The sequence below is a fragment of the Streptomyces sp. HUAS TT11 genome, from assembly GCF_051553595.1.
GTDB lineage: Bacteria > Actinomycetota > Actinomycetes > Streptomycetales > Streptomycetaceae > Streptomyces.
Window position 1 is genome coordinate 7,658,288 of record NZ_CP196184.1, and the last position, 21,360, is coordinate 7,679,647.

Annotated in this window: 20 protein-coding genes and 1 tRNA gene; 12 read left to right on the plus strand and 9 right to left on the minus strand. The window is 72.5% G+C overall.

Annotated features, from left to right (window positions below):
- Positions 1–19: 19 nt before the first annotated feature.
- Positions 20–955, minus strand: a complete 936-nt coding sequence (locus tag ACSHXN_RS34385; protein ID WP_355132681.1) for an NAD(P)/FAD-dependent oxidoreductase — start codon at positions 953–955, stop codon at positions 20–22.
- 78 nt (positions 956–1,033) lie between these two features.
- On the opposite strand from ACSHXN_RS34385, the gene ACSHXN_RS34390 reads away from it, so the two are divergent.
- From ACSHXN_RS34390 to ACSHXN_RS34415, 6 genes are all read left to right on the plus strand, one after another.
- The gene (locus ACSHXN_RS34390) at positions 1,034–1,606 is read left to right on the plus strand and encodes a helix-turn-helix domain-containing protein (protein WP_355132679.1); all 573 of its coding nucleotides are present in this window, start codon (positions 1,034–1,036) and stop codon (positions 1,604–1,606) included.
- Between the two features lie 135 nt (positions 1,607–1,741).
- The gene (locus ACSHXN_RS34395; protein ID WP_355132677.1) at positions 1,742–2,713 is read left to right on the plus strand and encodes an NADPH:quinone oxidoreductase family protein; all 972 of its coding nucleotides are present in this window, start codon (positions 1,742–1,744) and stop codon (positions 2,711–2,713) included.
- Positions 2,710–3,891, plus strand: coding sequence for an acyl-CoA dehydrogenase family protein (locus ACSHXN_RS34400; RefSeq protein WP_355132675.1), 1,182 nt, complete (start codon positions 2,710–2,712; stop codon positions 3,889–3,891). Before ACSHXN_RS34395 ends, ACSHXN_RS34400 begins: the two co-directional genes overlap by 4 nt.
- Positions 3,888–4,979 carry an acyl-CoA dehydrogenase family protein gene (locus tag ACSHXN_RS34405; protein WP_355132673.1) on the plus strand — a complete coding sequence of 364 codons (1,092 nt, stop codon included), beginning with the start codon at positions 3,888–3,890 and terminating at the stop codon, positions 4,977–4,979. Before ACSHXN_RS34400 ends, ACSHXN_RS34405 begins: the two co-directional genes overlap by 4 nt.
- Positions 4,980–5,157: 178 nt before the next feature.
- Positions 5,158–6,021: a phosphatidylinositol-specific phospholipase C/glycerophosphodiester phosphodiesterase family protein gene (locus ACSHXN_RS34410; protein ID WP_355132671.1), complete on the plus strand. Its 864-nt coding sequence runs from the start codon at positions 5,158–5,160 to the stop codon at positions 6,019–6,021.
- A 101-nt stretch (positions 6,022–6,122) separates the two neighbouring features.
- On the plus strand, positions 6,123–6,317 hold the full coding sequence (locus tag ACSHXN_RS34415) for a hypothetical protein (RefSeq protein WP_059126747.1): 195 nt from the start codon (positions 6,123–6,125) through the stop codon (positions 6,315–6,317).
- A gap of 3 nt (positions 6,318–6,320) precedes the next feature.
- Here the strand turns inward: ACSHXN_RS34415 and ACSHXN_RS34420 are convergent, their stop codons facing one another.
- The 3 genes from ACSHXN_RS34420 to ACSHXN_RS34430 form a co-directional block, all read right to left on the minus strand.
- Positions 6,321–7,550: a phosphodiester glycosidase family protein gene (locus tag ACSHXN_RS34420; protein WP_355132669.1), complete on the minus strand. Its 1,230-nt coding sequence runs from the start codon at positions 7,548–7,550 to the stop codon at positions 6,321–6,323.
- Positions 7,551–7,624: 74 nt separating this feature from the next.
- Complete coding sequence (locus ACSHXN_RS34425) at positions 7,625–7,996, minus strand: DUF779 domain-containing protein (protein ID WP_355132993.1); 372 nt, start codon at positions 7,994–7,996, stop codon at positions 7,625–7,627.
- Positions 7,997–8,052: 56 nt separating this feature from the next.
- Positions 8,053–9,762 carry a sigma-54-dependent Fis family transcriptional regulator gene (locus ACSHXN_RS34430; protein WP_438304889.1) on the minus strand — a complete coding sequence of 570 codons (1,710 nt, stop codon included), beginning with the start codon at positions 9,760–9,762 and terminating at the stop codon, positions 8,053–8,055.
- A gap of 129 nt (positions 9,763–9,891) precedes the next feature.
- Between ACSHXN_RS34430 and ACSHXN_RS34435 the strand changes: the two genes are divergently transcribed.
- From ACSHXN_RS34435 to ACSHXN_RS34450, 4 genes are all read left to right on the plus strand, one after another.
- Positions 9,892–11,667 (plus strand): FAD-dependent oxidoreductase, encoded by a 1,776-nt coding sequence (locus tag ACSHXN_RS34435; RefSeq protein WP_355132665.1) that lies wholly within the window; start codon positions 9,892–9,894, stop codon positions 11,665–11,667.
- 126 nt (positions 11,668–11,793) lie between these two features.
- On the plus strand, positions 11,794–12,882 hold the full coding sequence (locus ACSHXN_RS34440; protein ID WP_438304891.1) for a maleylacetate reductase: 1,089 nt from the start codon (positions 11,794–11,796) through the stop codon (positions 12,880–12,882).
- Positions 12,883–13,026: 144 nt separating this feature from the next.
- Positions 13,027–13,941, plus strand: coding sequence for a YceI family protein (locus tag ACSHXN_RS34445; RefSeq protein WP_355132661.1), 915 nt, complete (start codon positions 13,027–13,029; stop codon positions 13,939–13,941).
- Positions 13,942–14,181: 240 nt separating this feature from the next.
- Entirely contained in the window at positions 14,182–16,872 is a 2,691-nt protein-coding gene (locus tag ACSHXN_RS34450; RefSeq protein ID WP_438304893.1) for a LuxR C-terminal-related transcriptional regulator, read from the plus strand.
- 50 nt (positions 16,873–16,922) lie between these two features.
- On the opposite strand, the gene ACSHXN_RS34455 is transcribed toward ACSHXN_RS34450, so the two are convergent.
- The 3 genes from ACSHXN_RS34455 to ACSHXN_RS34465 form a co-directional block, all read right to left on the minus strand.
- Positions 16,923–17,120, minus strand: coding sequence for a hypothetical protein (locus ACSHXN_RS34455; RefSeq protein ID WP_355132657.1), 198 nt, complete (start codon positions 17,118–17,120; stop codon positions 16,923–16,925).
- Between the two features lie 22 nt (positions 17,121–17,142).
- Complete coding sequence (locus ACSHXN_RS34460; protein ID WP_355132655.1) at positions 17,143–17,547, minus strand: SHOCT domain-containing protein; 405 nt, start codon at positions 17,545–17,547, stop codon at positions 17,143–17,145.
- 306 nt (positions 17,548–17,853) lie between these two features.
- Positions 17,854–18,273 (minus strand): DUF7144 family membrane protein, encoded by a 420-nt coding sequence (locus ACSHXN_RS34465; RefSeq protein ID WP_355132653.1) that lies wholly within the window; start codon positions 18,271–18,273, stop codon positions 17,854–17,856.
- 266 nt (positions 18,274–18,539) lie between these two features.
- On the opposite strand from ACSHXN_RS34465, the gene ACSHXN_RS34470 reads away from it, so the two are divergent.
- Positions 18,540–18,613 (plus strand) — tRNA-Pro (locus ACSHXN_RS34470).
- 66 nt (positions 18,614–18,679) lie between these two features.
- Here ACSHXN_RS34470 and ACSHXN_RS34475 read toward each other — a convergent pair.
- Positions 18,680–19,684, minus strand: a complete 1,005-nt coding sequence (locus ACSHXN_RS34475; RefSeq protein WP_355132991.1) for a helix-turn-helix domain-containing protein — start codon at positions 19,682–19,684, stop codon at positions 18,680–18,682.
- Between the two features lie 177 nt (positions 19,685–19,861).
- On the opposite strand from ACSHXN_RS34475, the gene ACSHXN_RS34480 reads away from it, so the two are divergent.
- Entirely contained in the window at positions 19,862–20,560 is a 699-nt protein-coding gene (locus ACSHXN_RS34480) for a TetR/AcrR family transcriptional regulator (protein WP_438304896.1), read from the plus strand.
- 97 nt (positions 20,561–20,657) lie between these two features.
- Here the strand turns inward: ACSHXN_RS34480 and ACSHXN_RS34485 are convergent, their stop codons facing one another.
- Positions 20,658–21,269 carry a TetR/AcrR family transcriptional regulator gene (locus ACSHXN_RS34485; protein WP_355132649.1) on the minus strand — a complete coding sequence of 204 codons (612 nt, stop codon included), beginning with the start codon at positions 21,267–21,269 and terminating at the stop codon, positions 20,658–20,660.
- Between the last annotated feature and the right edge of the window lie 91 nt (positions 21,270–21,360).

Sequence of the window (21,360 nt, forward strand, 5' to 3'; positions counted from 1 at the left end):
TGCACCGCGGGCGCCGGGTCTACACCCGCGCGACCGCGTCCAGGTCGGTCATCAGCAGCTCGCCGTTGATGGCGGCACCGGCCCGGTAGCCGCGGCTGGCCGCGTTCACGACCTGCTCCGCGAAACCGCCGGCGTTGCCCGCCGCCCACAGGCCGGGCACGGTGGTCTGCCCCCGCTCGTCGATCACCGGGTAGCTGCCGAACGGGGTCTCGTTCAGCTCGGCACCGAGGCGCTCGAACAGGCCGATCTGCGGGACGGGGCGGGGTGCCACGAACAGCACCGAGCGGTCGTGAACCGTGCCGTCCGCGAGCCGGACGCCGGTGAGCCGGTCGTCGTCCACCACCAGCCCGGCCACCTCGCCCGGAACCACCGCGACCCCGGCCGCCGCAAGCCGGCGCAGGTCCTCGGCGGAGAGCTCGCCCTCGGTGACGGTGTGCAGGAACAGGGTCACGTCCTTCGACCACTGCGAGACCATCAGGGCCTGGTGCACGCTCATCGGTGTCGAGGCGAGCACCCCGAACGCCTGGTCGCGCACCTCCCAGCCGTGGCAGTACGGGCAGTGCAGCACATCATGCCCGAAGCGCTCGGCGACGCCGGGAACCGTGGGCAGCTCGTCCTTCAGGCCGGTCGCCACCACCAGTCGCCGGGCGTGCAGAACGGGACCTTCCGCGAGTGTCACCTCGAACTCCCCGAGCGCGTCCCGGACGGCGTCCACCACCCGGCCGTGCCGAAGCTCCACGCCGTACCGGGCGATCTCCTCGCGGCCCACGGCGAGGAACTCGGCGGGCGGCATGCCGTCGCGGGAGAGATATCCGTGCATGTGGGCCGCGGGCGCGTTGCGCGGCTCGCCCGCGTCGACGACGAGCGTGCGGCGCCGCGCCCGCCCCAGGACCAGGGCCGCGGACAGTCCGGCCGCACCGCCGCCGACGACGATCACTTCGTACTTCTCGGTCATGGTGACCACCTCCGCGGAGACAGTCGCCCGACCGGTGCGGGATTGACAAACAAGTTTGCCGTAACTGCAATACCTGTCATGACTACGGACGAGGTTCTCGCGGAGGTGGGTCCCCGGCTGCGGCGGATCCGGAAGGAGCGGGAGGTAACACTCGCGGGGCTGTCCGAGGCGACCGGCATCTCCGTGAGCACTCTCTCGCGGTTGGAGTCCGGGCTGCGCAAGCCCAGCCTCGAGTTGCTGCTGCCGATCGCGCAGGCCCACCAGGTGCCGTTGGACGAGCTGGTCGGCGCCCCGCCGGTGGGGGACCCGAGGGTGCGGTCCGAGCCGATCGTGCGCCATGGCCGCACCCACTGGCCGCTCACCCGCCAGCCCGGCGGCCTTCAGGCCTTCAAGGTGCTCGAGCCGAAGCGGCGTCCCGAACCCGATCCGCGTACGCACGAGGGCTACGAGTGGCTGTACGTCCTGTCGGGGCGGCTGCGGCTGGTCCTGGGTGAGCACGACGTCGTGCTCACGGCAGGGGAGGCGGCCGAGTTCGACACCAGGGTCCCGCACTGGTTCGGATCGACGGGGGAGGGCCCGGCGGAGTTCCTGAGCCTGTTCGGTCCGCAGGGGGAGCGGATGCACGTACGGGCGCGGCCCCGCCGCTCATGACGGGCGGTGCCCGCCGTTGACGCACCCGATGGTTCCCTGATCGGCAAGCGACCGCTTAGTATGCGATCGGCCCCGATCGGTCCCTTCACCGGCCGAGGCCCTCCGGAGGCGGACAAGACAAGCTGGAGGCCCCGCATGCAGGCATGGCAGGTGCACGAGAACGGCGAGCCGGGCGAGGTGATGCGGCTCCAGGAGGTGGACCGGCCCACGCCCGGCGACGGCCAGATCCTGCTCACGGTGCGCGCCGCGAACATCAACTTCCCGGACGCGCTGCTGTGCCGGGGCCAGTACCAAATCAGGCCGCCGCTGCCGTTCACCCCCGGCGTGGAGATCTGCGGCGTGACCGAGGACGGCCGTCGGGTGATCGCCAACCCCGTGCTGCCGTACGGCGGTTTCGCCGAGTACGCCGTCGCCGACGCCGCGGCCGTGCTGCCCGCACCCGATGCGCTCGACGACGCCGAGGCCGCGGCCCTGCACATCGGCTATCAGACGGGCTGGTTCGGTCTGCACCGGCGCGCCGCTCTGGAAGCCGGCGAGACGCTGCTCGTGCATGCCGCGGCGGGCGGGGTCGGCAGCGCGGCCGTACAGCTCGCAAAGGCGGCCGGCGCCACCGTCATCGGTGTCGTCGGCGGAGCCGGGAAGGCCGCCGTCGCCCGGGAACTGGGCTGCGACGTGGTGATCGACCGGCACGCACAGGACGTCGTCGCGGCCGTCAAGGAGGCCACCGGGGGCCGGGGCGTGGACGTCGTCTACGACCCGGTGGGGGGCGACGCGTACACGCAGTCCACGAAGGTCGTCGCCTTCGAGGGGCGGATCGTCGTCGTGGGCTTCGCCGGCGGGTCCATCCCCAGCCCGGCGCTCAACCACGCCCTGGTCAAGAACTACTCGATCCTCGGCCTGCACTGGGGCCTGTACAACACCAAGAACCCCAAGCTGGTGCAGCACTGCCACGAGCAGCTGACCGCACTGGCCGCTCGTGGCGCCATCAAGCCCCTCGTCAGCGAGCGGGTGCCGTTGAGCGGGGCGGCGGCCGCCGTCCAGCGCGTCGCCGACGGCGTGACCACCGGCCGGGTCGCGGTCGTACCGGGGAACGGAGCGTCCGCATGACCGACTCGGCCGAACTGCGGGACCGTACGCGGGAGTTGCTGGCCGCGCACCCGCCGGCCGCCGCCGGCCGCCTCGACTTCCTCAGGGCCCGCTTCGACGCGGGGCTCGCCTGGGTCCACTACCCGGAAGGGCTCGGCGGCCTCGGCGCGCCACGCTCGCTCCAGGCCGTGGTGGACGCCGAACTGGAGGCCGCGGACGCCCCCGACAACGACCCCCGGCGCATCGGTATCGGTCTGGGCATGGCCGCGCCGACCATCCTCCGCTACGGCACCGAGGAGCAGAAGCAGCAGTACCTCAGGCCGCTGTGGACGGGCGAGGAGGTGTGGTGCCAGCTGTTCAGCGAACCCGGCGCCGGATCCGACCTCGCGGCGCTCGGCACCCGGGCCGTCCGGGACGGCGAGGGGTGGAGGGTCAACGGGCAGAAGGTGTGGACCTCCAGCGCCCATCTCGCCCGCTGGGCCATCCTCATCGCGCGCACCGACCCGGACGTGCCCAAGCACCAGGGCATCACCTACTTCATCTGCGACATGACCGACCCCGGTGTCGAGGTCCGGCCGTTGCGGCAGATCACCGGCGAGGCCGAGTTCAACGAGGTCTTCCTCACCGACGTCCGCATCCCCGACTCCCGGCGTCTCGGGGATGTCGGAGACGGCTGGCGTGTCGCACAGACCACGCTGATGAACGAGCGCGTCTCCATCGGCGGCATGCGCATCCCGCGCGAGGGCGGCATGATCGGCCCGGTCGCGAAGACCTGGCGCGAGCGCCCCGAACTGCGCACCCACGACCTGCACCAGCGGTTGCTGCGGCTCTGGGTGGAGGCCGAGGTCGCCCGGCTCACCGGCGAGCGGTTGCGCCAGCAGCTCGTCGCGGGCCAGCCCGGACCCGAGGGGTCCGGGATGAAGCTCGCCTTCGCCCGCCTCAACCAGGAGATCAGCGGTCTGGAAGTGGAACTCCTCGGCGAGGACGGCCTGCTGTACGACGACTGGACCATGCGCCGGCCCGAACTCGTGGACTTCACCGGCCGTGAGGCCGGGTACCGCTACCTCCGCTCCAAGGGCAACAGCATCGAGGGCGGGACCAGCGAGGTCCTGCTGAACATCGTCGCCGAGCGTGTGCTCGGACTGCCCCCCGAGCCGCGCACCGACAAGGACGTCGCCTGGAAGGACCTCGCCCGATGACCGATCTGCTGTATTCGGACGAGGAAGAGGCGCTGCGGTCGGCCGTCCGCGACCTGCTGGCCGACCACTGCGACGCGGCGGCGGTGCTCGCGCGCATCGAGTCGGACACGCCGCACGACCGCTCGCTGTGGAAGCTGCTCACGGAGAGCATGGGCCTCGCCGGGCTCCTCGTGCCGGAGTCCCTGGGCGGCCAGGGCGCCACGCACCGTGAAGCCGCCGTCGTGCTGGAGGAACTGGGGCGCGCGGCGGCTCCCGTGCCCTACCTGACGAGCGCGGTGGTGGCGACCGAGGCCCTGCTCGCCTGCGCGGGGGCGGAGGCCGAGAAATTGCTGACGGAGCTGGCGTCCGGGCGGACCGTGGCCGCGCTCGCCGTCGGGCTCGCCGTACGGCCGGAGGGCGACCACGGTGTCGTACGGCAGGAGGGCAATGCCCTGTCCGGGCAGGTCACCGCGGTCGCGGACGCGGCCGTCGCCGATGTGCTGCTGGTACCGGCCGACGACGGGGGCCTGTACGCGGTGGCTGCGGACGCCGTGACCGTCACCCCGCAGGTCTCCCTCGACCTCACCCGGCCGGTCGCCACCCTCACGTTCGACGGGGCGCCCGCGCGCAGGCTCACCACCGACGCGCCGACCGCCGTACGACGAGCGCTGCGGGCCGGCGCCGGACTGCTCGCCTCCGAGCAACTCGGCGTCGCCGACCGGTGCCTGACCGAATCCCTGCGCCATCTCAAGGAGCGCAAGCAGTTCAACCGGGTGGTGGGCGGCTTCCAGGCGCTCAAGCACCGCCTGGCCCAGCTGTGGCTGGAGGTCGTGAGCCTGCGGGCCGCCGCCCGGAACGCCGCCGACGCGCTCGCCGGGGGCGGTGAGGACGCGGACATCGCCGTCGCCGTCGCAGCGGCCTATGCGGCACCCGTCGCGGTCCACGCCGCCGAGGAGGCCCTCCAGTTGCACGGCGGGATCGGGATGACCTGGGAGCACCCGGTGCATCTCCACCTCAAGCGCGCCAAGGCGGATTCGATCGCGTACGGAACGGCCGGTGCCCATCGCGAGGCACTGGCCCGACTGGCCGACCTGCGGCCGCCGGTGTAGGCCCCGCACGGAGCGGGCCCGCGACCCCGGGGGACGCGGGCCCGCTCCGGGACCGCCGCCCGGACGAAGTGAACGAGCGGCGGCGGTCCGGCCAACTCCTGCCGGGGCGGCGGAAGGCGAGCGCGGAAGGGCCGCATACTCCCTGAGGTCCGGTAAGGCCCTACAAGGGAGGCAGAGCATGACCCTCACCACCCGTCGCAGAGCCCTCACCACCCTCGGCGCCGCCCTCGCCGGCTCGCTCGCCCTGCCTGCCGCGGATGCGTGGGCGGGTGCGGGCAAGCACGGCCCCCGCCCGCTGTGGCGGGCCCACGCCCACAACGACTACGACCACCCGCGCCCCCTCTTCGACGCCCTCGACCACCGCTTCGGCAGCGTCGAGGCCGACATCTACCTGGTCGGCGACCAGCTTCTGGTCGCCCACGACCCCGTCGACCTCGACCCGAAGCGGACCCTGGAGTCGCTCTACCTCGATCCGCTGGCCGCCCTGGTGAAGGCCAACCACGGCTCCGTGTACCGGGGTCGGCGGGCACCGTTGCAGCTCCTGATCGACATCAAGACGGAGGGCGCCTCGACGTACCTGGAACTCGACCGTCATCTCAGGCGCTATCGGCACCTGTTCACGACCTGTGCGCACGGTCGTGTGCATCCGGGCCCGGTGACCGCGGTCGTCTCCGGTGACCGCGCGGCCCGCGCCCCGATGGAGGCGCAGACCGTACGGCGCGCCTTCTACGACGGGCGTCTCAGCGACCTCGGCACCTCCGCGCCCGCCTCCTTCATTCCCCTGCTCAGCGACAACTGGACGCTCAACTTCAGCTGGACGGGCGACGGTCCGTTCCCCGACGACGAGCGGCAGAAGCTGCGCGCGATCCTCACCGAGGCGCACGGTCGCGGACAGAAGGTGCGCTTCTGGGCGACGCCCGATGCCGCGGGACCGGCCCGGGACGCGCTGTGGAGCGCGCTCTTCGACGCCGGGGCCGACTACTTCAACACGGACGACCTCGCCGGCCTCGAGTCGTTCCTCGGCTCTCACCGACGGCCGTAGAACCACACGTTCGGGGGACACGTCAGCCGCCCGAAGGGACCCTCCGCTACGCCACACTTGCGGCCGAAAGCCGCGTAGTGACGTGGCGGAGGAGGCTGAGGGTGGCTATTTCCATCTCTGTGGTGCTGTTGCTCCTGATCATCATGGTGATCTACATGCGCAACGGCGCGCTGAAGATCACACACGCCATCGTCTGTTTGCTGCTCGGGTTCTTCCTGGCGAGTTCGAGCATGGCTCCGACCATCCACCAGGGGCTGGCGGCGACGGCGCAGATCGTCGGCAGCCTGCGCCCCTGACGCTCACGATCCGGAGAAGACCCCGACCCCGTCCGGGACCGGCCGCTCGGCGCCTCCGCTGGGGTGGTTGCGCACCGTCACCGTGCGCGCACCCGGAGCCCGGGTGACCAGTGTCGTGGAGCCTCCGCCGTCCAGGTTGAAGCCGTCCGTCGCGCCCGATGCCCGCAGGACAGCGGCGACTTCGGCGACGGTGAGGCCGCTGCGGTAGGCGGCCCCGCCGTCCGTGGCGAGCAGCAGCAGTCGGCGGCCGCCGTCCGCGATGCCCACCGCGGTACGCACCGCGGACGTCTCGCCGTCGAGTCGGGGCAGCGGCGCGCCGTGCCGCAGCACGGGGAACCCGCCGATCGCGAAGAGACAGGGAACGCCGGACGAAGCCGCCACCAGGCGGTGCTGCACCTGGACCGGTTCACCCTCGAACAGCTTGCGCAGATGCTGAGCCCCCGCCTCACGGCCGACCAGCACCGTGGTCCCGCGTGGAATGGAACCCCGGCCGGGAGCGTCGGCCGCGGCGACGACCCGTCCGTTCCTGACCGTCACCTCGTAGGTGTCGCCGCTGCACGGTGCGCCGCGGTCGGTGTCGGTGCCGCAGGTCGCCCGCACCCGGGACACGCTGCCCCAGTCCGAGGTGTACGCCCCGATCGAACCCTGGGGCAGTGCGTACTGGTTGAGCCCGCGCAGGGGCAGCCGTTCTTCGGGGGTGGTCACGGAGCCGGTGAGGGACAGCCGGTCGAGGCGGGCCCTGCGGTCGGTGCCGACCCCCAGCACGTCCTCGGTCGTCGTACCGGCAGGCAGGCCGGGACCGAAGCGCTGGCCGCGCGGCACGGCGGCCTTCAGCGCACGTCCGTTCGCGACGGCGGGGCCCACGGCCGAGTTCGTGGCCTGGACCCCCGGGTGCTGGGTCTCGGAGATGTTGAAGAAGTCGCCGTTGATCCCCGCCACGGCCCGCTGGGCGTCGGCGAGGTGCGACACGACGTCCCGCGCCGCGACGACACCGGGGTGCAACAGGCCCACGCGCACACGGGGGTTGCCCAGGTCGACGGTGACGAGGTGGGCGTGGGTCACCCCGTGCGAGGCGGAGATGTCGAACTGGCTGTACCGGACTCCCGGTGCGACCGTCCGGGCCTGGGCCGCGGCACCGGCCGGACCGGCCGCCACAAGAGCCGCGCCGGTCAGCGCGCTCCATGCCACGAGAATCGTCAGTGCTGTCCTGAACCGTCCGACGCGACGCGTCACAACTCCCCCTGATGTCTCGTCACCTCTCGGGATTTCAGGGGAAGTGCACCAGACCGGCGGGCCCCGCGCGGTGTTCAGGCGTCGACGACGCGGGAACGGATGAGAAAACGCACTCCTTCGGGTGCTTCCAGGGAGAAGCCGCTGCCGCGGCCCGAGACGACGTCGACGATCAGCCGGGTGTGGCTCCACACCTCGTACTGGCTGCGGGACATCCAGAAGCCCACCGGTTCGTCGACACCGTCGACGTCGAGCTCCGCGAGCAGCACGTCCGCTCCACCGGTGCGGAACTCGCCCCGGGGATAGCACATGGGGGCGCTGCCGTCGCAGCAGCCGCCGGACTGGTGGAACATCAGCGGTCCGTGGACCTCCCGCAGCTGCCGCACCAGCTCGGCGGCCGCGGGGGTGAGCTCCACGCGCGGAGTCATGTCCGTCGTCACGCGCCCCATTCCAGCGCGGGACACGTTGCAACGACGTTGCGCCGGCGGGACGTCACCGGCCTCGCTCAGATCCGGTAGCCGCGCAGCTTCCGGTAGAGCGTCGCCCGGCCGATCCCCAATGCGGCCGCCGTACGCGCCTTGTTGCCGCCGTGGCGGCGCAACGCCTCCAGGATCGTGGTGCGTTCGGCGTGATCCATCGGGCTGAGGGGCCGGGCCGCGGGCCCCTCGCGCACGGGGTCGGGCAGCTCCTCGCGCCGGACCGGTCCGGACGTCCGTCGGCCCTCGGCCAACGCCCGTACGACATGGGCGAGTTCCGTGACGTTGCCGGCCCAGGGATACCGTTCCAGCGCCCGCAGCGCGTCCAGCGTCCAGGTCAGCGGAGGCTGCCCCGGGGCCGGCCGCGGGGCCAGGGCGGGCAGCAGGTCCCGTATGTCCTCGGGGCGTTCCCGCAGCGCGGGGAGGGTGACCGAGCGGGCGGCGAGCGTGTCGAGGAGCCGTTGGAGACAGGGGCCGGCCGCTGCTCCGGGGGTGTAGGTCATGAGCAGCCGCGCGTCGGGATGCGTGTCGAGCAGGGAGTTGAGAGCGGCGACGCCGGACTGGGCGAGCCGCTCGGCGTGGCGGAGCAGGAGAGGGCGACCGGCCGCCAACTCGGCCAGGTCGGTGTCGAGTTCGCTGTCCTCCGCGGCGTCGGCCACCCGGGCGGACCGCTCGCCGAGCAGTTCCCGGGCCAGTGCCGTCTTTCCCGTCCCCCGCTCGCCGGTCAGCAGCAGCGGCTCGGGGACGCGGGCCAGGGCGACGGCGCGCCCGGTGGCATGCCGCCACGGGACCGAGGAGCCGATCAGGGCGACGGACCGCCGCGGCGGCGACGCCACGGCGCCGCTCAGCGGCTCGAGCACCGCCACGACACCGACGGCCACTCCCTCATGCCGTACCGGGGTGATCCGGGCGGTGCACCCGGTCCCCGCGGGCAGGTCCGGGACGGCGGGATGGCCGTTCCGGCGAACGGCGATCGCCGTACGCTCCAGAGCATCCAGGGCCTGCGGCGACAGGATCCGCTCGGCCGCCGCGCTGACCAGGCGGTTGCGGCCGTCCAGCACGGCCACCGCACGGCCCTGACCCTGCGCGGCCCGCAGATAGGCGTCGAGCAGCACCCGCTCGGTCCGCCGTGCCCGGGTGAGGAGTTCGGCCTCCACCGCCGCCGCGGCGGCCTCGGCGAGCGCCGCGCCCGGATGCGGTCCCGCTGCGGACCACAGCGGGGACACGACGGTCACCGTGCCGAGCGCCTGACCCGTCTCCGGGGCCGTCACCGGGACGCTGACGCCCGACACGTCCTGCCAGCGGTCGAGGAAGTGCTCGGGCCCGTGCACCTCTGCCCGGCGCCGGCTGCGCACCGCGAGGGCCGCGCTGTTGGGACCCACCGTCCGCTCCGACAGATCGGTCCACGGCTGGGGTCCCGCTGCGCCGCCTGTGCTCCACAGCACCCGGGGCCGCTCGTCGGTGAGGAGGAGGACGCAGTGATCAGTGCCGAGGGCGGGCGCGATCCGCTCCAGCACGGGGCGAGCGGTGCCGAGCAGGGCCGCCCCGGCCGGCCGCAGGGGGCCGGCGGTGCCCTTCTGGAGGTCGTGCGGCACTCCGAAGAACCGCGCGCGCCGCCATGAGGCGACGACTTCCTCCGGTACGCCCTCGGGCAGTGGGCGCCCGGACAGGAACCGTTCGCGGGCCCGGCGCAGCGGAGTGAGGGAGATGGCGGCGGGGGAGCGCTCAGTGGTGGTCACGACACCGCCCACCGTATCGCCTTCAGTTGAAGCGACAACAACCGCGGGCCCAGGGGTGTCCTCCTCGGCCCTGTCGGGCTGTCTCGTATTGAGACACCCACGACCCCGTGGGCCGCTCCACGATCTTGGATGCCTGGTGTCCGTTCCCACCGTCAGGAGCGTCCCGTGTCCACCGTCGTCGAGACCGACGTCCTCATCGTCGGCAGCGGCCCGGCCGGTGCCTCGGCCGCGCTCGCCCTGAGCACCTACGGTGTGCCGAACATCGTCGTGACCCGCTATGCGAGCCTGGCGGACACGCCCCGCGCGCACATCACCAACCAGCGCACCATGGAGGTGCTGCGCGACCTCGGCGTCGAACAGGACGTCATCGCACACGCCACTCCGCAGCACCTGATGGGCGACACGACCTTCTGCACCAGCCTGGCCGGTGAGGAACTGGGCCGGGTGCGCTCCTGGGGCAACGACCCGCTCGTCCAGGCGGAACACGAACTCGCCAGTCCCACCCGTATGTGCGACATGCCGCAGCACCTGATGGAGCCGGTTCTCGTGAACGCGGCCGTCGCCCGCGGCACCCGACTGCGCTTCCAGACCGAGTACCTCTCCCACACCCAGGACGCCGACGGGGTGACCGCCACCGTGCGGGACCGGCTGCGCGGGGACACCTACGAGATCCGGGCCCGGTACCTGATCGGCGCGGACGGAGGCCGTTCGAAGGTCGCCGAGGACGCGGGGCTGCCCATGGGCGGTCAGATGGGCGTCGCCGGGAGCATCAACATCGTCTTCGACGCGGATCTGAGCAGGTACACGGCGCACCGGCCGTCCACCCTCTACTGGGTCCTCGCGCCCGGCGCGACCGTCGGCGGTATCGGCGCGGGGCTGGTGCGCTGTGTGCGGCCGTGGAACGAGTGGCTCATCGTCTGGGGGTACGACGTCGAGGCCGGCGCCCCCGACCTGACCGCCGAGTACGCCGAGTCGATCGTCCGCAAGCTGATCGGTGACGACGAGATTCCGGTGACCGTCAGATCGTCCTCGGCCTGGACGGTCAACGAGATGTACGCCGAGACCTACTCCACCGGCCGGGTCTTCTGCGCCGGTGACGCCGTGCACCGGCATCCGCCGTCCAACGGCCTCGGCTCCAACACCTCGATCCAGGACTCGTACAACCTGGCGTGGAAGCTGAAACTGGTCCTCGACGGCGTCGCGGATCCGAAGTTGCTGGAGACCTACAGCGCCGAGCGCGCGCCGGTCGGCCGGCAGATCGTCACCCGTGCCAACCGGTCGATCCGGGAGACCGCCCCCATATTCGAGGCCCTCGACGGGCTCTCCCCGCAGACCCCCGAGCAGTTGTGGGCCAACATCGCGGCCCGCAAGGAGGCGACGGATGCCGCCGAGACCCAGCGGGCGGCACTGCGTGAGGCGATCGCCTTCAAGGTCTACGAGTTCAACGCCCACGGCGTCGACCTCAACCAGCGGTACGTCTCGGGCGGGATCGTGCCCGACGGCACCCCCGACCCCGGCTTCATGCGCGACCCCGAACTGCACCACCACCCCTCCTCGCGTCCCGGCGCCCGGCTTCCGCACGCCTGGATCACCTCCGGCACCCGCACCCTGTCCACGCTCGACACGGTGGGCAAGGGGCGCTTCACCCTGCTGACCGGTATCGGCGGCGAGTGCTGGGTGCGGGCGGCCGAGGCGCAGGCGATCGAGATCGCCACCGTGGTCGTCGGGCCCGGCCAGGCGTACGAGGACCCCTACGGCGACTGGGCCCGGCTGCGGGAGGTGTCCGACGCGGGAGCCCTGCTGGTGCGGCCCGACGGGTTCGTCGCCTTCCGGCACGCGTCGGCGGCCGAGGACGCGGCCGGACTGATCACGGACGCACTGGAGCGGATCCTGGGCCGCGCCTGAGCGCGCGACCATGGAATGAGCGGACCTCGCAGAGGAACGAGGAGCCGGGATGAGCACGGACGCCACCGAGACCACCGTCACCCCGTTCCGGCACGCCCGCTTCGATCTCGTGCTGGAGCGTGCGACATGACCGTCCCCGCCGAATTCTTCTACGAGACCCGGCCGGTGCGGGTCGTCTTCCGTCCGGGTGCCGCCGTGACCGCGACCCCGGACGAGGCCGGACGCCTCGGTCTGCGGCGGCTGCTCGTCGTCTGCGGCGGCCGCGGCGAGCCCATCGCGCGCACGGTCGCGCAGGCGCTGGGCGACGCCTGCGTGGGAGTGCACGCCGAGGCCCGTATGCACGTACCCGCCGACGTCGCCGACCGGGCCGTGGACGTGGCGCGGGCGGCAGGCGCCGACGGATGCGTCGCGGTCGGCGGCGGCTCGGCGATCGGCCTGGGCAAGGCGATCGCCCTGCGCACCCGGCTGCCGCTGATCGCCGTGCCGTCGACCTACTCGGGTTCGGAGATGACCCCGGTGTGGGGCCTGACCGAGCACGGCGTCAAGCGCACCGGCCGCGACCCGGTCGTCCAGCCCCGGAGCGTCGTCTACGACCCCGAACTCACCCGCTACCTCCCGGTGCCGCTCACGGTGACCAGCGGCATCAACGCCCTCGCGCACGCGGTGGAGGCGCTGTACGCGCCGGACGCCTCCCCGCTCGTCTCGCTCATGGCGCAGGAGGGCGTACGGGCGATGGCCGGGGCGCTCCCGTCGGTGGCCGCCGATCCGCAGGACCTCGACGCGCGGGGCCGTGCCCTGTACGGGGCGTGGCTGTGCGGCGCGTGCCTCGGCGCGACCACCATGGGGCTGCACCACAAGCTGTGCCACGTCCTGGGCGGCACGTTCGGACTGCCGCACGCGCCGACGCACACGGTGGTGCTCCCCTACGTCCTCGCCCACAACGCGCCCGCGGCGCACGGGGCCGTGGCCGCACTGAGCGCGGCACTCGGCGCGCAGGACGTACCGCGCGCCCTGTGGGAGCTGGCGGGTCGCCTCGGCGCGCCGCGTTCGCTCGCCGAACTCGGCCTGAGGCGCGGGGATCTGGCCGTCGCCGCCGCCCAGGTCGCGGGTCTGCCGTACGCCAACCCCCGTCCCGTGACGGCGGACGGGGTGCTGGGTGTGCTGACGGCGGCCTACGAAGGTCGGGAGCCGGACTCCCCCGGGGCACCGGGATAGGACGCCGGGTGTCTCGTAATGAGACACCCGCCGCACGGTGGTGTGCCACAAGATCAAGAAGGGGGGATCGTATGCAGGCGCGGCTGCTTCGGCGTGCCCACGACCGCCGCTCGCGCGGCTGCGCCCCGAAGAAAGGTGAACATCATGGCCCTCGCACTGCTCCGGCGCCGGCGGCCCAGGGGCGCCTCTGCCGCGGCGGCGGGCCTTTCGCTCCCCCTCCCGCAGGGCGCGGGCGCCGTCGCCCGTGAGGTCGTCGACCCCATGGGCTCGCCGATGGCGGCCGCCGACGTCACGGTCACCGCGCTCGAGACGCACCGGGTGGCCGCCCGCGGCACGACCGACCCGTACGGGTTGTTCCTCGCGACGCTGCCGCCCGGCCACTACAGCCTCCTGGTCGCAGCGGAAGGGCTGCAGCCGCACCGCGAGACGCTGGAGATCGTGGCGGGCACGACGCCGGCCGGCGAGCGGATCTGGCTGCAGCCGGCCGAGAGCCAGCAGCTTCCGGTGCCCGGCACTTGGCTCTTCGACCCCCCGCACACGGCGATCCGGTTCATCGCCAAGCACGTCGGCATGGCGCACGTCCACGGCCGTTTCGAACGCTTCGACGGCGGCATCCAGGTCGCCCAGGACATGGCGCAGTCGCGCGTCCACGTCCGCATCCACGCGTCGAGCATCACCACCGGCAACAACACCCGCGACAGCCATCTGCGCTCCGCCGACTTCCTGGACGTCGAACGCTTCCCGTACATCGACTTCGCGAGCACGCGGTTCGTGTACCGGGGCGGCAGCAAGTGGAGCCTCCAGGGTTCCCTGACGATGCACGGAGTGAGCCGGTCGGTGTCCCTGGACACGACGTACCTCGGCACCGTGAACGGCGGCTACGGCGAGGAACTGCGCTGCGCGGCCCTGGCCAAGGCGGAACTGCACCGCGAGGACTACACATTGAACTGGCGTTCGATGTTGGCCCGGGGGATCGCGGTGGTGGGGCCGACGGTGCAGCTGGAACTGGACGTCCAGGCCATGTACCGCACTCACGACACGCCGACGCCGCCGGAATAGGACCCCGGAAGGCCGGGCGTGCCCCAATGCGAAGGGGGTACGGCCCGGCCTCCGGTCGTTCGCGCCCGCGGCGATGACGGGCTCGCCCGTCCGGCGCGCCGGACGACGCCGGCGCGGGCCGGACCCACCGAGGCGGGGCCGCCGGGCGCAACGTGCCCTTCCGTTGCGGCTTCGTGGGCTTGGGGCGAAGCTCAAAGGGGACTGTCCGGCTACACGAGCTGGGGTGTTGCGGTGGGTGCCATGACTCCTCCGACGTCCGGCGGCCACCGGGAGCCTTCCCCCGGGCCCTTCGCCCCCAACGGGGACCCCGTCCTCGCCGCGCGGTTCAGCGTGCCCCTGACCCCGGACACCTTTGTGCGCCGGCCCCGTCTGACCGAGCGGCTCAGCCAAGGTGTGCGCGGCCCGTTGACCCTGGTCAACGGGCCCGCCGGAGCCGGCAAGACCCTGCTCGTCGCCGACTGGATCGCCGCCGAGGGGGCGCGGGAGCGGGCGGCCTGGCTGACGATGGCGCCCGAGGACAACGGGCCCGGCGTCTTCTGGACCTATGTGCTGGAGTCCCTGCGGCGGCACGGGCTCGCGGCCGGGGACGACATCGGCAGTCCCGCGCGCCCCGGCGAGGTGGACCACTCCCTGCTGACCAGGCTCGCCGCGCAACTGAGCCGACGCGAGGGGCCGCTGCTCCTGGTCCTGGACGAGTTCGACCGGGTGGGCACGTCGGCGGAGGTCGCCGAGGAACTGCAGTTCGTGCTCCGGCACGCCGGTGACGGACTGCGGCTGGTGATCATCAGCCGTACCGAGCCGCTGCTGCCGCTGCACCGGTACCGCGCCGCCGGCGAGGTCACCGACATCCGCGCCGCCGATCTGGCCTTCCGCCCCGAGGAGACGGCCGAGCTGCTGAGCCGGCACGGCATGCATCTGTCGGACGACGCCGTCACGGCACTGACCGACCGCACCGGCGGCTGGGCGGCCGGGCTGCGGCTGTGCACCCTGGCGGCACAGGGAGCCGATGACCCGGAGACCTTCCTGAAGGACTTCGAGGCCGGCCGGAGCACTCTCGCCGACTTCCTGCTCGCCGAGGTGCTGCACGCCCAGCCCGTCGAGACGCAGGACCTGCTGTTGCGCACCAGCGTCCTGGAACAGATCCACCCGGACCTCGCCAACGCGCTCACCGGCCGGGACGACGCGGAGGCGATCCTCGCCGGGCTGCAGCGGGCGAACGCCTTCGTCGAGACCATCGGGCACGCGTGGTACCGGCTCCACCCCCTGTTCGCCGAGATCCTCCGTGTACATCTGCGGGTACGGCACCCAGGGCTCGAGTGCGAACTGCATCGCAGGGCGGCGCACTGGCTGAGCGAGGCCGGCCTGCTCACCGAGGCCCTCCCGCACGCGGCGGACGCGGGGGACTGGGAACTGGCCGCCACCCGTTTCGTCGACGAGCTGTCGATCGGCCGGCTGCTGACCGGGCTGGACTCCGACCAACTGGACGCGCTCTTCTCCCGGATGCCCCCCGACGCCACGGGCCCGGCGGCGGACCTGGTGCGCGCCGCCCGCGAACTCGCCCGGCACGACATCGACCGCGGTGTCGAACATCTTCACCAAGCCGAACAGCACCTCCCGGCCGGCGGGGACCCCAGCTCACCGGCCCTGCGCCTCAGCTGCGCCCTGCTGCGTGTCCTCGCCGCCAGGATGACCGGCTCGGCCGACCGTGCCGAGGCCGCCGCAGCCGACGTGGAGACGGCGGAGCGGGCCGTCCCCGCCGAGTCCCTGGCCCGGCACCCGGAGGTTCCCGCCCTGACGCTCACGGACCTGGGCTCGGCCCAGCTGTGGGCGGGACGGTTCGAGGCCGCACAGGCCTCGCTGTCCGCCGCCGCCGAGGTGGACACGGGACCGGAGACGGCGTTGCCGCGGCACGAGTGCATCGGCCGGCTGGCCCTGATCGACTTCCTGAACGGCTGGCCGGGCCGCGCGGAGGCGCACGCCTGTGAAGCGGTGGCCGAGGCCGAGCGGTCGGGGCTGCCGCCCGAGGCATGCACCGGCATCGCCCAGCTGGTGCTCGGCGCCGTCGCCATCGACCGCGACGACCTCGACACGGCCCGGGCCCACCTGGACCACGCAGCCTCCTCCACGCTTCCGCGCGACCCCCTCGTCAGCGCGGGGCTGGCGCTGCTGCGGTCCCGCCTGCTGCTCGCCAAGGGCCATCCGCAGGCGGCACTGCGCCTGCTGGAGGAGCACCGGCGGACGCCGGCCCTCCTCGAGCCCTCGCCGTGGGTGAACGACCGGACGGCCCTGACGATGGCGGGTGCCTACCTCGCCGAGGGCCGTCCGCAGGCCGCGCAGGAGGTGCTCGAGGAGGAGGGAGGCGGCGGACCGGAGAGCGTGGTCGCCGCCGCCCGTGCCCGGCTCGCCACCGGAGACGGCACGGCGGCACACGATCTGCTCGAGGCGCTTCCCACGGGGAACGGGGAGGGGCCGGCCATCACGGTACGAGCGCTGCTGGCACGGGCCCAGGCGGCGGACGCGGCGGGCGACGGGAGAGAGGCCGAGCGCCTCGTCGCACGCGCTCTGAGCGTGGCCCGGCCGGAGCGCCTGCGACGGCCGTTCCTGGAGGCCGGGCCCTGGCTGCGGCGGCTGGCGCGCCGCAGGCCCGACCTCGTGCAGGGCCACGCATGGCTGCCGGCCTCGCTCGTCGGGCACGTCCCGGCGGCGGACGCGCCCGACCCGTCACCGGAACCGGTGACCGAGCCGCTCAGCGAGCGCGAGCACGAGGTACTGGAGCGGCTGGCGCAGATGATGTCGACGGAGGAGATCGCCGCCGACCTGTATCTGTCGGTGAACACCGTCAAGACGCATCTGAAGAGCCTCTACCGCAAGCTCGCCGCGACCAGGCGGGGCGAGGCCGTGCGCCGGGCCCGGGACCTGCACCTGCTGTGACCGGCGCGCCGCCCGGCCGGGCGGCGCAACCACGCAGGACGGCCCCCGTGTCACTCGGGAAGGCGCCGCATCTCCACGACGTGCAGTCCGAGGGACTGACAGCGGGCGAGAAGGCCGTACAGGTGCTCCTCGTCGACGATCCGGCCGAAGAGCACCGTCTGGTCGGGCACGACGACGCTCTCCAGCTCCGGGAACGCCTTGGTCAGCACGTCCGACATCTGGCCGTCGACGCGGAACTCGTATCGCATGACAACGCCTTCCGCGGCCCGCTCAGTGGACGAGCACCTTGGCCTTGGCCGCCTCGTACTCGGCGTCGGTGATGTGACCGTGGTCGTGCAGGCCGGCCAGTGCGGCCAGCTCGTCGGCCCTGCTCGTACCGGCCTCGGGGGCGGACGCGGCCGCCTCCCGCACGTACGCCCGGAAGGCCTGTTCCCGGGCCTGCGCACGCCGTACGGCACGCTCGCCCATGGACCTCCCCCTGGCGATCAGATACACGAGGACACCGGCGAACGGCAGCACGCACACGAACAGCATCCAGCCGGCCTTGCCCCAGCCGCTCAGTCCGTCGTCGTCGAAGACGTCCCTGACGACCCGGAACAGCAGCATGAACCACATGACCCACAGGAAGAACCACAACATGGTGAGGAAGGCGCTGAGCAGCGGGTAATCGCTCACGATGACCTCCGGTGCCGGCCCGCCCCTCGGCACGCGCGGCGGGCGGTGACTCCTGACGCACTCCACGGTGGGCGCGGTGCGGGTCCCTCGGATCACCCGGGGCGGGTGGCGTCGACGGGAACTCCGCGGGCGGAGACGACCCCCCGGTGACCCGCGGGCTCGGGATCTTCCGCCGGCTCGGGGAAGCCGCGATCGTGCACGGCGCTCATGGCGCTCCGGCTCCTCAGGGATCCGTTGCCCGCATCCGGTCCGGAAGCCGGGCGCTCGGCGCGCGGTGAGGGGCCGTACGGGCGGCCCCGGGGGCGCCTACCGCTCGGCGGCGTCCTTCGGCGCCACGCACAGGGCCCAGATGATGAACCCGTACAGCGCGATCAGCGTGAGCGACCAGACGGGGTAGTACGGGATCGACAGGAAGTTGGTGATGATCAGCAACGACGCGATCGCCACCCCGAGGATCCTCGCCCAGGTGGCCATCATGAACAGGCCGATGCTCACGATCACGGCGAGCGCCCCGAGGACCAGGTGGACCCAGCCCCAGCCCGTCAGATCGAACCGGAAGACGTAGTCGGGGGTGGAGACGAAGACCGCGTCCTGGGCGATCGCCATGATGCCCCGGAAGACATCGAGGACGCCGGAGACGAGAAGCATCACGGCGGCGAAGAGCGTCAGACCGGTCGCGGCCGCCAGGGTGCCGGCCGAGCGCTGGTGCGACGGGGTGGTGGCCATGGGGGACCTCCGTTCGTTGCCCGGCTGCTGCTCACAGCCTCATCTGTGAGCGTGCGCCCGGCGCGCGCCCAATTCCTCACCCGGGAGGGGTGAGGACACCAGCGCTCGCACGGGTGATCGACCATGGCCCTGCCGGGGAGACGGGGCCCCCGCCGTCGCGCGGTCGCCGGCTCTGCCAGGTCGGCCGGGCGCCCGTGTGAGACCCCCTCAGGGGCGTGCGGTAGGGTTTACGTGCGTGATCACGCGGAATGCCGCGGAAGACGCACCGGGACGTGGCGCAGCTTGGTAGCGCACTTGACTGGGGGTCAAGGGGTCGCAGGTTCAAATCCTGTCGTCCCGACGGTGCAGTACATTTCGTCGCAGTTCAGAGGCCGTCTTCGGACGGCCTCAGCTGTGTGCGGACCGCTCACAGCCAGTCGCGACGTGCCGCGTGCCAGGCGAGTTGCATGCGGGTGGCCGCGCCGGCGAGTTCCATCATGTGCTGGATACGGCGCTGCACGGTACGCCTGCTCAGGGCCATCTGGGTCGCGATCGCCTTGTCGGTCACTCCGGCCACCAGCAGGGCGAGCAGCCGCCGGTCGGTCGCGGAGAGCGGGTCCGGTCCGTTCGTGGCGTCGGCACCCGACAGTGCGCCCGTGTCGTCGGCGCCCAGCGGTACCGCGTCCTCCCAGTAGCGTTCGAAGAGGGCGATCAGGGCGGCCAGCAGATTGCTGTCGCGTACCAGCGCGGTGGTGGGTTCGTCCGGGCTGCCGTTGGGGCCTCCCGGCACGAGCGGGAAGATCGCGATCGAGCGGTCGGCTATCGCGAGGCGCAGCGGCAGGTGCGGCACCGCGCGGGCGATCTCCCCGGCGTGTACGCCCGCCACCACGTTGTCCATGGCGCCCTCGTCGTCGAAGAAGGCCTTCTCGTAGAGCACGCGGTACCGCACCCCGCGCTCCAGGGCCTCGAACTCCGCCGTGTTGCTGCCCGAGGGCATGGCCACGTACTGGGCCTTGCAGAACCAGAGCATCTCGTCGTGCGCACTCGCCTGGATCTGCCGCAGATGCTGGCGCAGCGCCTCCGCGCCGGTGATGACCTCGATCAGCTGGCCGGCGTCCTGCCTGCGCACGGTGTCCCGGTAGACCTCGAGCAGGCTGGTGGCCTCCGCCCGGGCCAGGTCCAGCGCGTCGGCGCTGCGCTTCAGCAGGGGCAGCAGCGCCACGTCGGGGGGAGTCGCCCGGAAGTACCGGGGGATGCCGTCCGTGTGGTTCGCCATGCCCTTGGAAGTGAGCATGTACAGGATGCGGGCGCACTCGGCCTCGTTCAGCCCGGTCCTGCGCGCGACGTCGACGGTGGTCGCCCGGCCCGTGTTCACCAGCACCCGGTACACGGACTCCTCGACATCCGAGACCCCAGCCGCCTCCAGCGTCACGGCGCCCTCCCCGAGACCTCCGGTCTTCAACGGTTGGACACCGTACTGCATGGAGCGCGTAAAGCGGAGGGTGATCATGCCGGATCGGTGTCTCGTACAGTTACGTGGGACCCTCTTCGAATCATCGATACGATAACTTCGCAGTCATTGATTACATGAGCTGTTATCGTCGACCACATGGACACGAGACAGGCGATAATCGAGGCCGCGGCCGAGCTGCTGGCGCGGTCACCGAGCGGTGACGTGTCCACCCGTGGGGTGTGCGAGGCGGCCGGGGTGCAGCAGCCGGTGCTCTACCGCCTGTTCGGCGACAAGGAAGGGCTGCTCGCGGCCACGGTCGACCACGTCTGGGACCAGTACCTGGGGGCCAAGCGCGCGGCCGAGAAGTCCGCCGACCCGCTGGAGGACCTGCGCGCCGGCTGGGACAGCCACACCGCGTTCGCGCTGGCCCATCCCAACGCCTACAAGCTGATGTTCGCCCCGACCCTGCGCTCCGCGCCCGAGGCGGCCCGGGAGGCGATGCGCATCCTGCGGGAGGTCCTCGAACGGCTCGCCGTGCAGGGCCGTCTCCGGGTGCCGGCCGACGTCGCGGCCCGCATGGTCATGTCGGCCAACACCGGGATCGCCCTGTCCCTGATCACCCGGCCCGCCCTGTATCCGGACGCCGGCCTGTCGACGCTCGTCCGTGACGCGATCCACCACGCCATTCTGGTCGAAGGGGGCGCGGACACCTCGGCCCGGGACGCCCGGGCGGCCGCCGCCGCCACCCTGCTCGCCTCGCTGGACGGGCTCGCCCCCGAACCCTTCACCCCCGCCGAGTCGGGCCTCCTCGAGGAGTGGCTCGAACGCATCCCCGCCGCCGGTCCGTCCGACTGAGTGTCGCGGCCGAGTAGGGAAGCCGCCCGCACGGCGCGACCGGGGGTGTCGTCCCGGCAGCCGTACGGCCTCCGCCCCGGTCGAAGGTGACGCTGTTTCAGCGCAGAGCGGCGACGGCGGTGCGCAGGAGGAGGGCCTCGGCGCGGTCCCACGAGGTGCCGTTCTCCACCACGAGCGTCCGCCAGCCCGACGGGCCGAACCAGAACCACAGCAGGTCCGCGGTCTCCCCGACGGTGTACGGGGGTGCCGGGGCGAGTGTGTGCAGATGACGGGCGGCGGCCCGGAGCGCGTCCCGGTACGCCGTGGTGTACCGCTCCCACAGTGCCTCGCCGTGCTCGTGCACGGGCAGCGCCTTGCGGATGGCCTCGTGCACCAGGAACTGGCTCTCGTTGCCGAACCGCGTGCCGCGGGCCAGCGCCTGGAGGACCGACTCCGGTGTCCGCAGGTCGAGCAGCACGGCCAGGGCCTGCTCGTAGTCCGACTCCCGCACCCCCTGTTCCACGATCCGGTCCAGGATGTCGCCCTTGCTCCCGGCGCTCGCGAAGACCGTCTTGGAGGCGACACCGGCCGCGGAGGCGATGTCCGCGACGGTCACCCGGGCATAGCCGCGGTCGGCGAACAGTTCCGTGGCCCGCTGGAGGATCAGCGAACGTGTACGGGCGGCGGCCTGCTCGCGCAACGGCGAGACATACGGGCGAGGAGTGGGCATGGGCGCCATTCTAGTGAACGTGATCACATGGTTGCTCTATTCATTAGGCGCCCTATAACCTCAATTTGCGCAGGCCGGTGGGCCGGGCGTG

Coding starts and splice junctions, on each gene's coding strand:
- ACSHXN_RS34435 (WP_355132665.1), top strand. CDS start 9,892: ATGCCTGGTGTCCGTTCCCACCGTCAGGAGCGTCCCGTGTCCACCGTC.
- ACSHXN_RS34485 (WP_355132649.1), bottom strand. CDS start 21,269: ATGCCCACTCCTCGCCCGTATGTCTCGCCGTTGCGCGAGCAGGCCGCC.
- ACSHXN_RS34450 (WP_438304893.1), top strand. CDS start 14,182: ATGACTCCTCCGACGTCCGGCGGCCACCGGGAGCCTTCCCCCGGGCCC.
- ACSHXN_RS34400 (WP_355132675.1), top strand. CDS start 2,710: ATGACCGACTCGGCCGAACTGCGGGACCGTACGCGGGAGTTGCTGGCC.
- ACSHXN_RS34410 (WP_355132671.1), top strand. CDS start 5,158: ATGACCCTCACCACCCGTCGCAGAGCCCTCACCACCCTCGGCGCCGCC.
- ACSHXN_RS34455 (WP_355132657.1), bottom strand. CDS start 17,120: ATGCGATACGAGTTCCGCGTCGACGGCCAGATGTCGGACGTGCTGACC.
- ACSHXN_RS34445 (WP_355132661.1), top strand. CDS start 13,027: ATGGCCCTCGCACTGCTCCGGCGCCGGCGGCCCAGGGGCGCCTCTGCC.
- ACSHXN_RS34465 (WP_355132653.1), bottom strand. CDS start 18,273: ATGGCCACCACCCCGTCGCACCAGCGCTCGGCCGGCACCCTGGCGGCC.
- ACSHXN_RS34405 (WP_355132673.1), top strand. CDS start 3,888: ATGACCGATCTGCTGTATTCGGACGAGGAAGAGGCGCTGCGGTCGGCC.
- ACSHXN_RS34480 (WP_438304896.1), top strand. CDS start 19,862: ATGGACACGAGACAGGCGATAATCGAGGCCGCGGCCGAGCTGCTGGCG.
- ACSHXN_RS34440 (WP_438304891.1), top strand. CDS start 11,794: ATGACCGTCCCCGCCGAATTCTTCTACGAGACCCGGCCGGTGCGGGTC.
- ACSHXN_RS34385 (WP_355132681.1), bottom strand. CDS start 955: ATGACCGAGAAGTACGAAGTGATCGTCGTCGGCGGCGGTGCGGCCGGA.
- ACSHXN_RS34390 (WP_355132679.1), top strand. CDS start 1,034: ATGACTACGGACGAGGTTCTCGCGGAGGTGGGTCCCCGGCTGCGGCGG.
- ACSHXN_RS34395 (WP_355132677.1), top strand. CDS start 1,742: ATGCAGGCATGGCAGGTGCACGAGAACGGCGAGCCGGGCGAGGTGATG.
- ACSHXN_RS34425 (WP_355132993.1), bottom strand. CDS start 7,996: ATGGGGCGCGTGACGACGGACATGACTCCGCGCGTGGAGCTCACCCCC.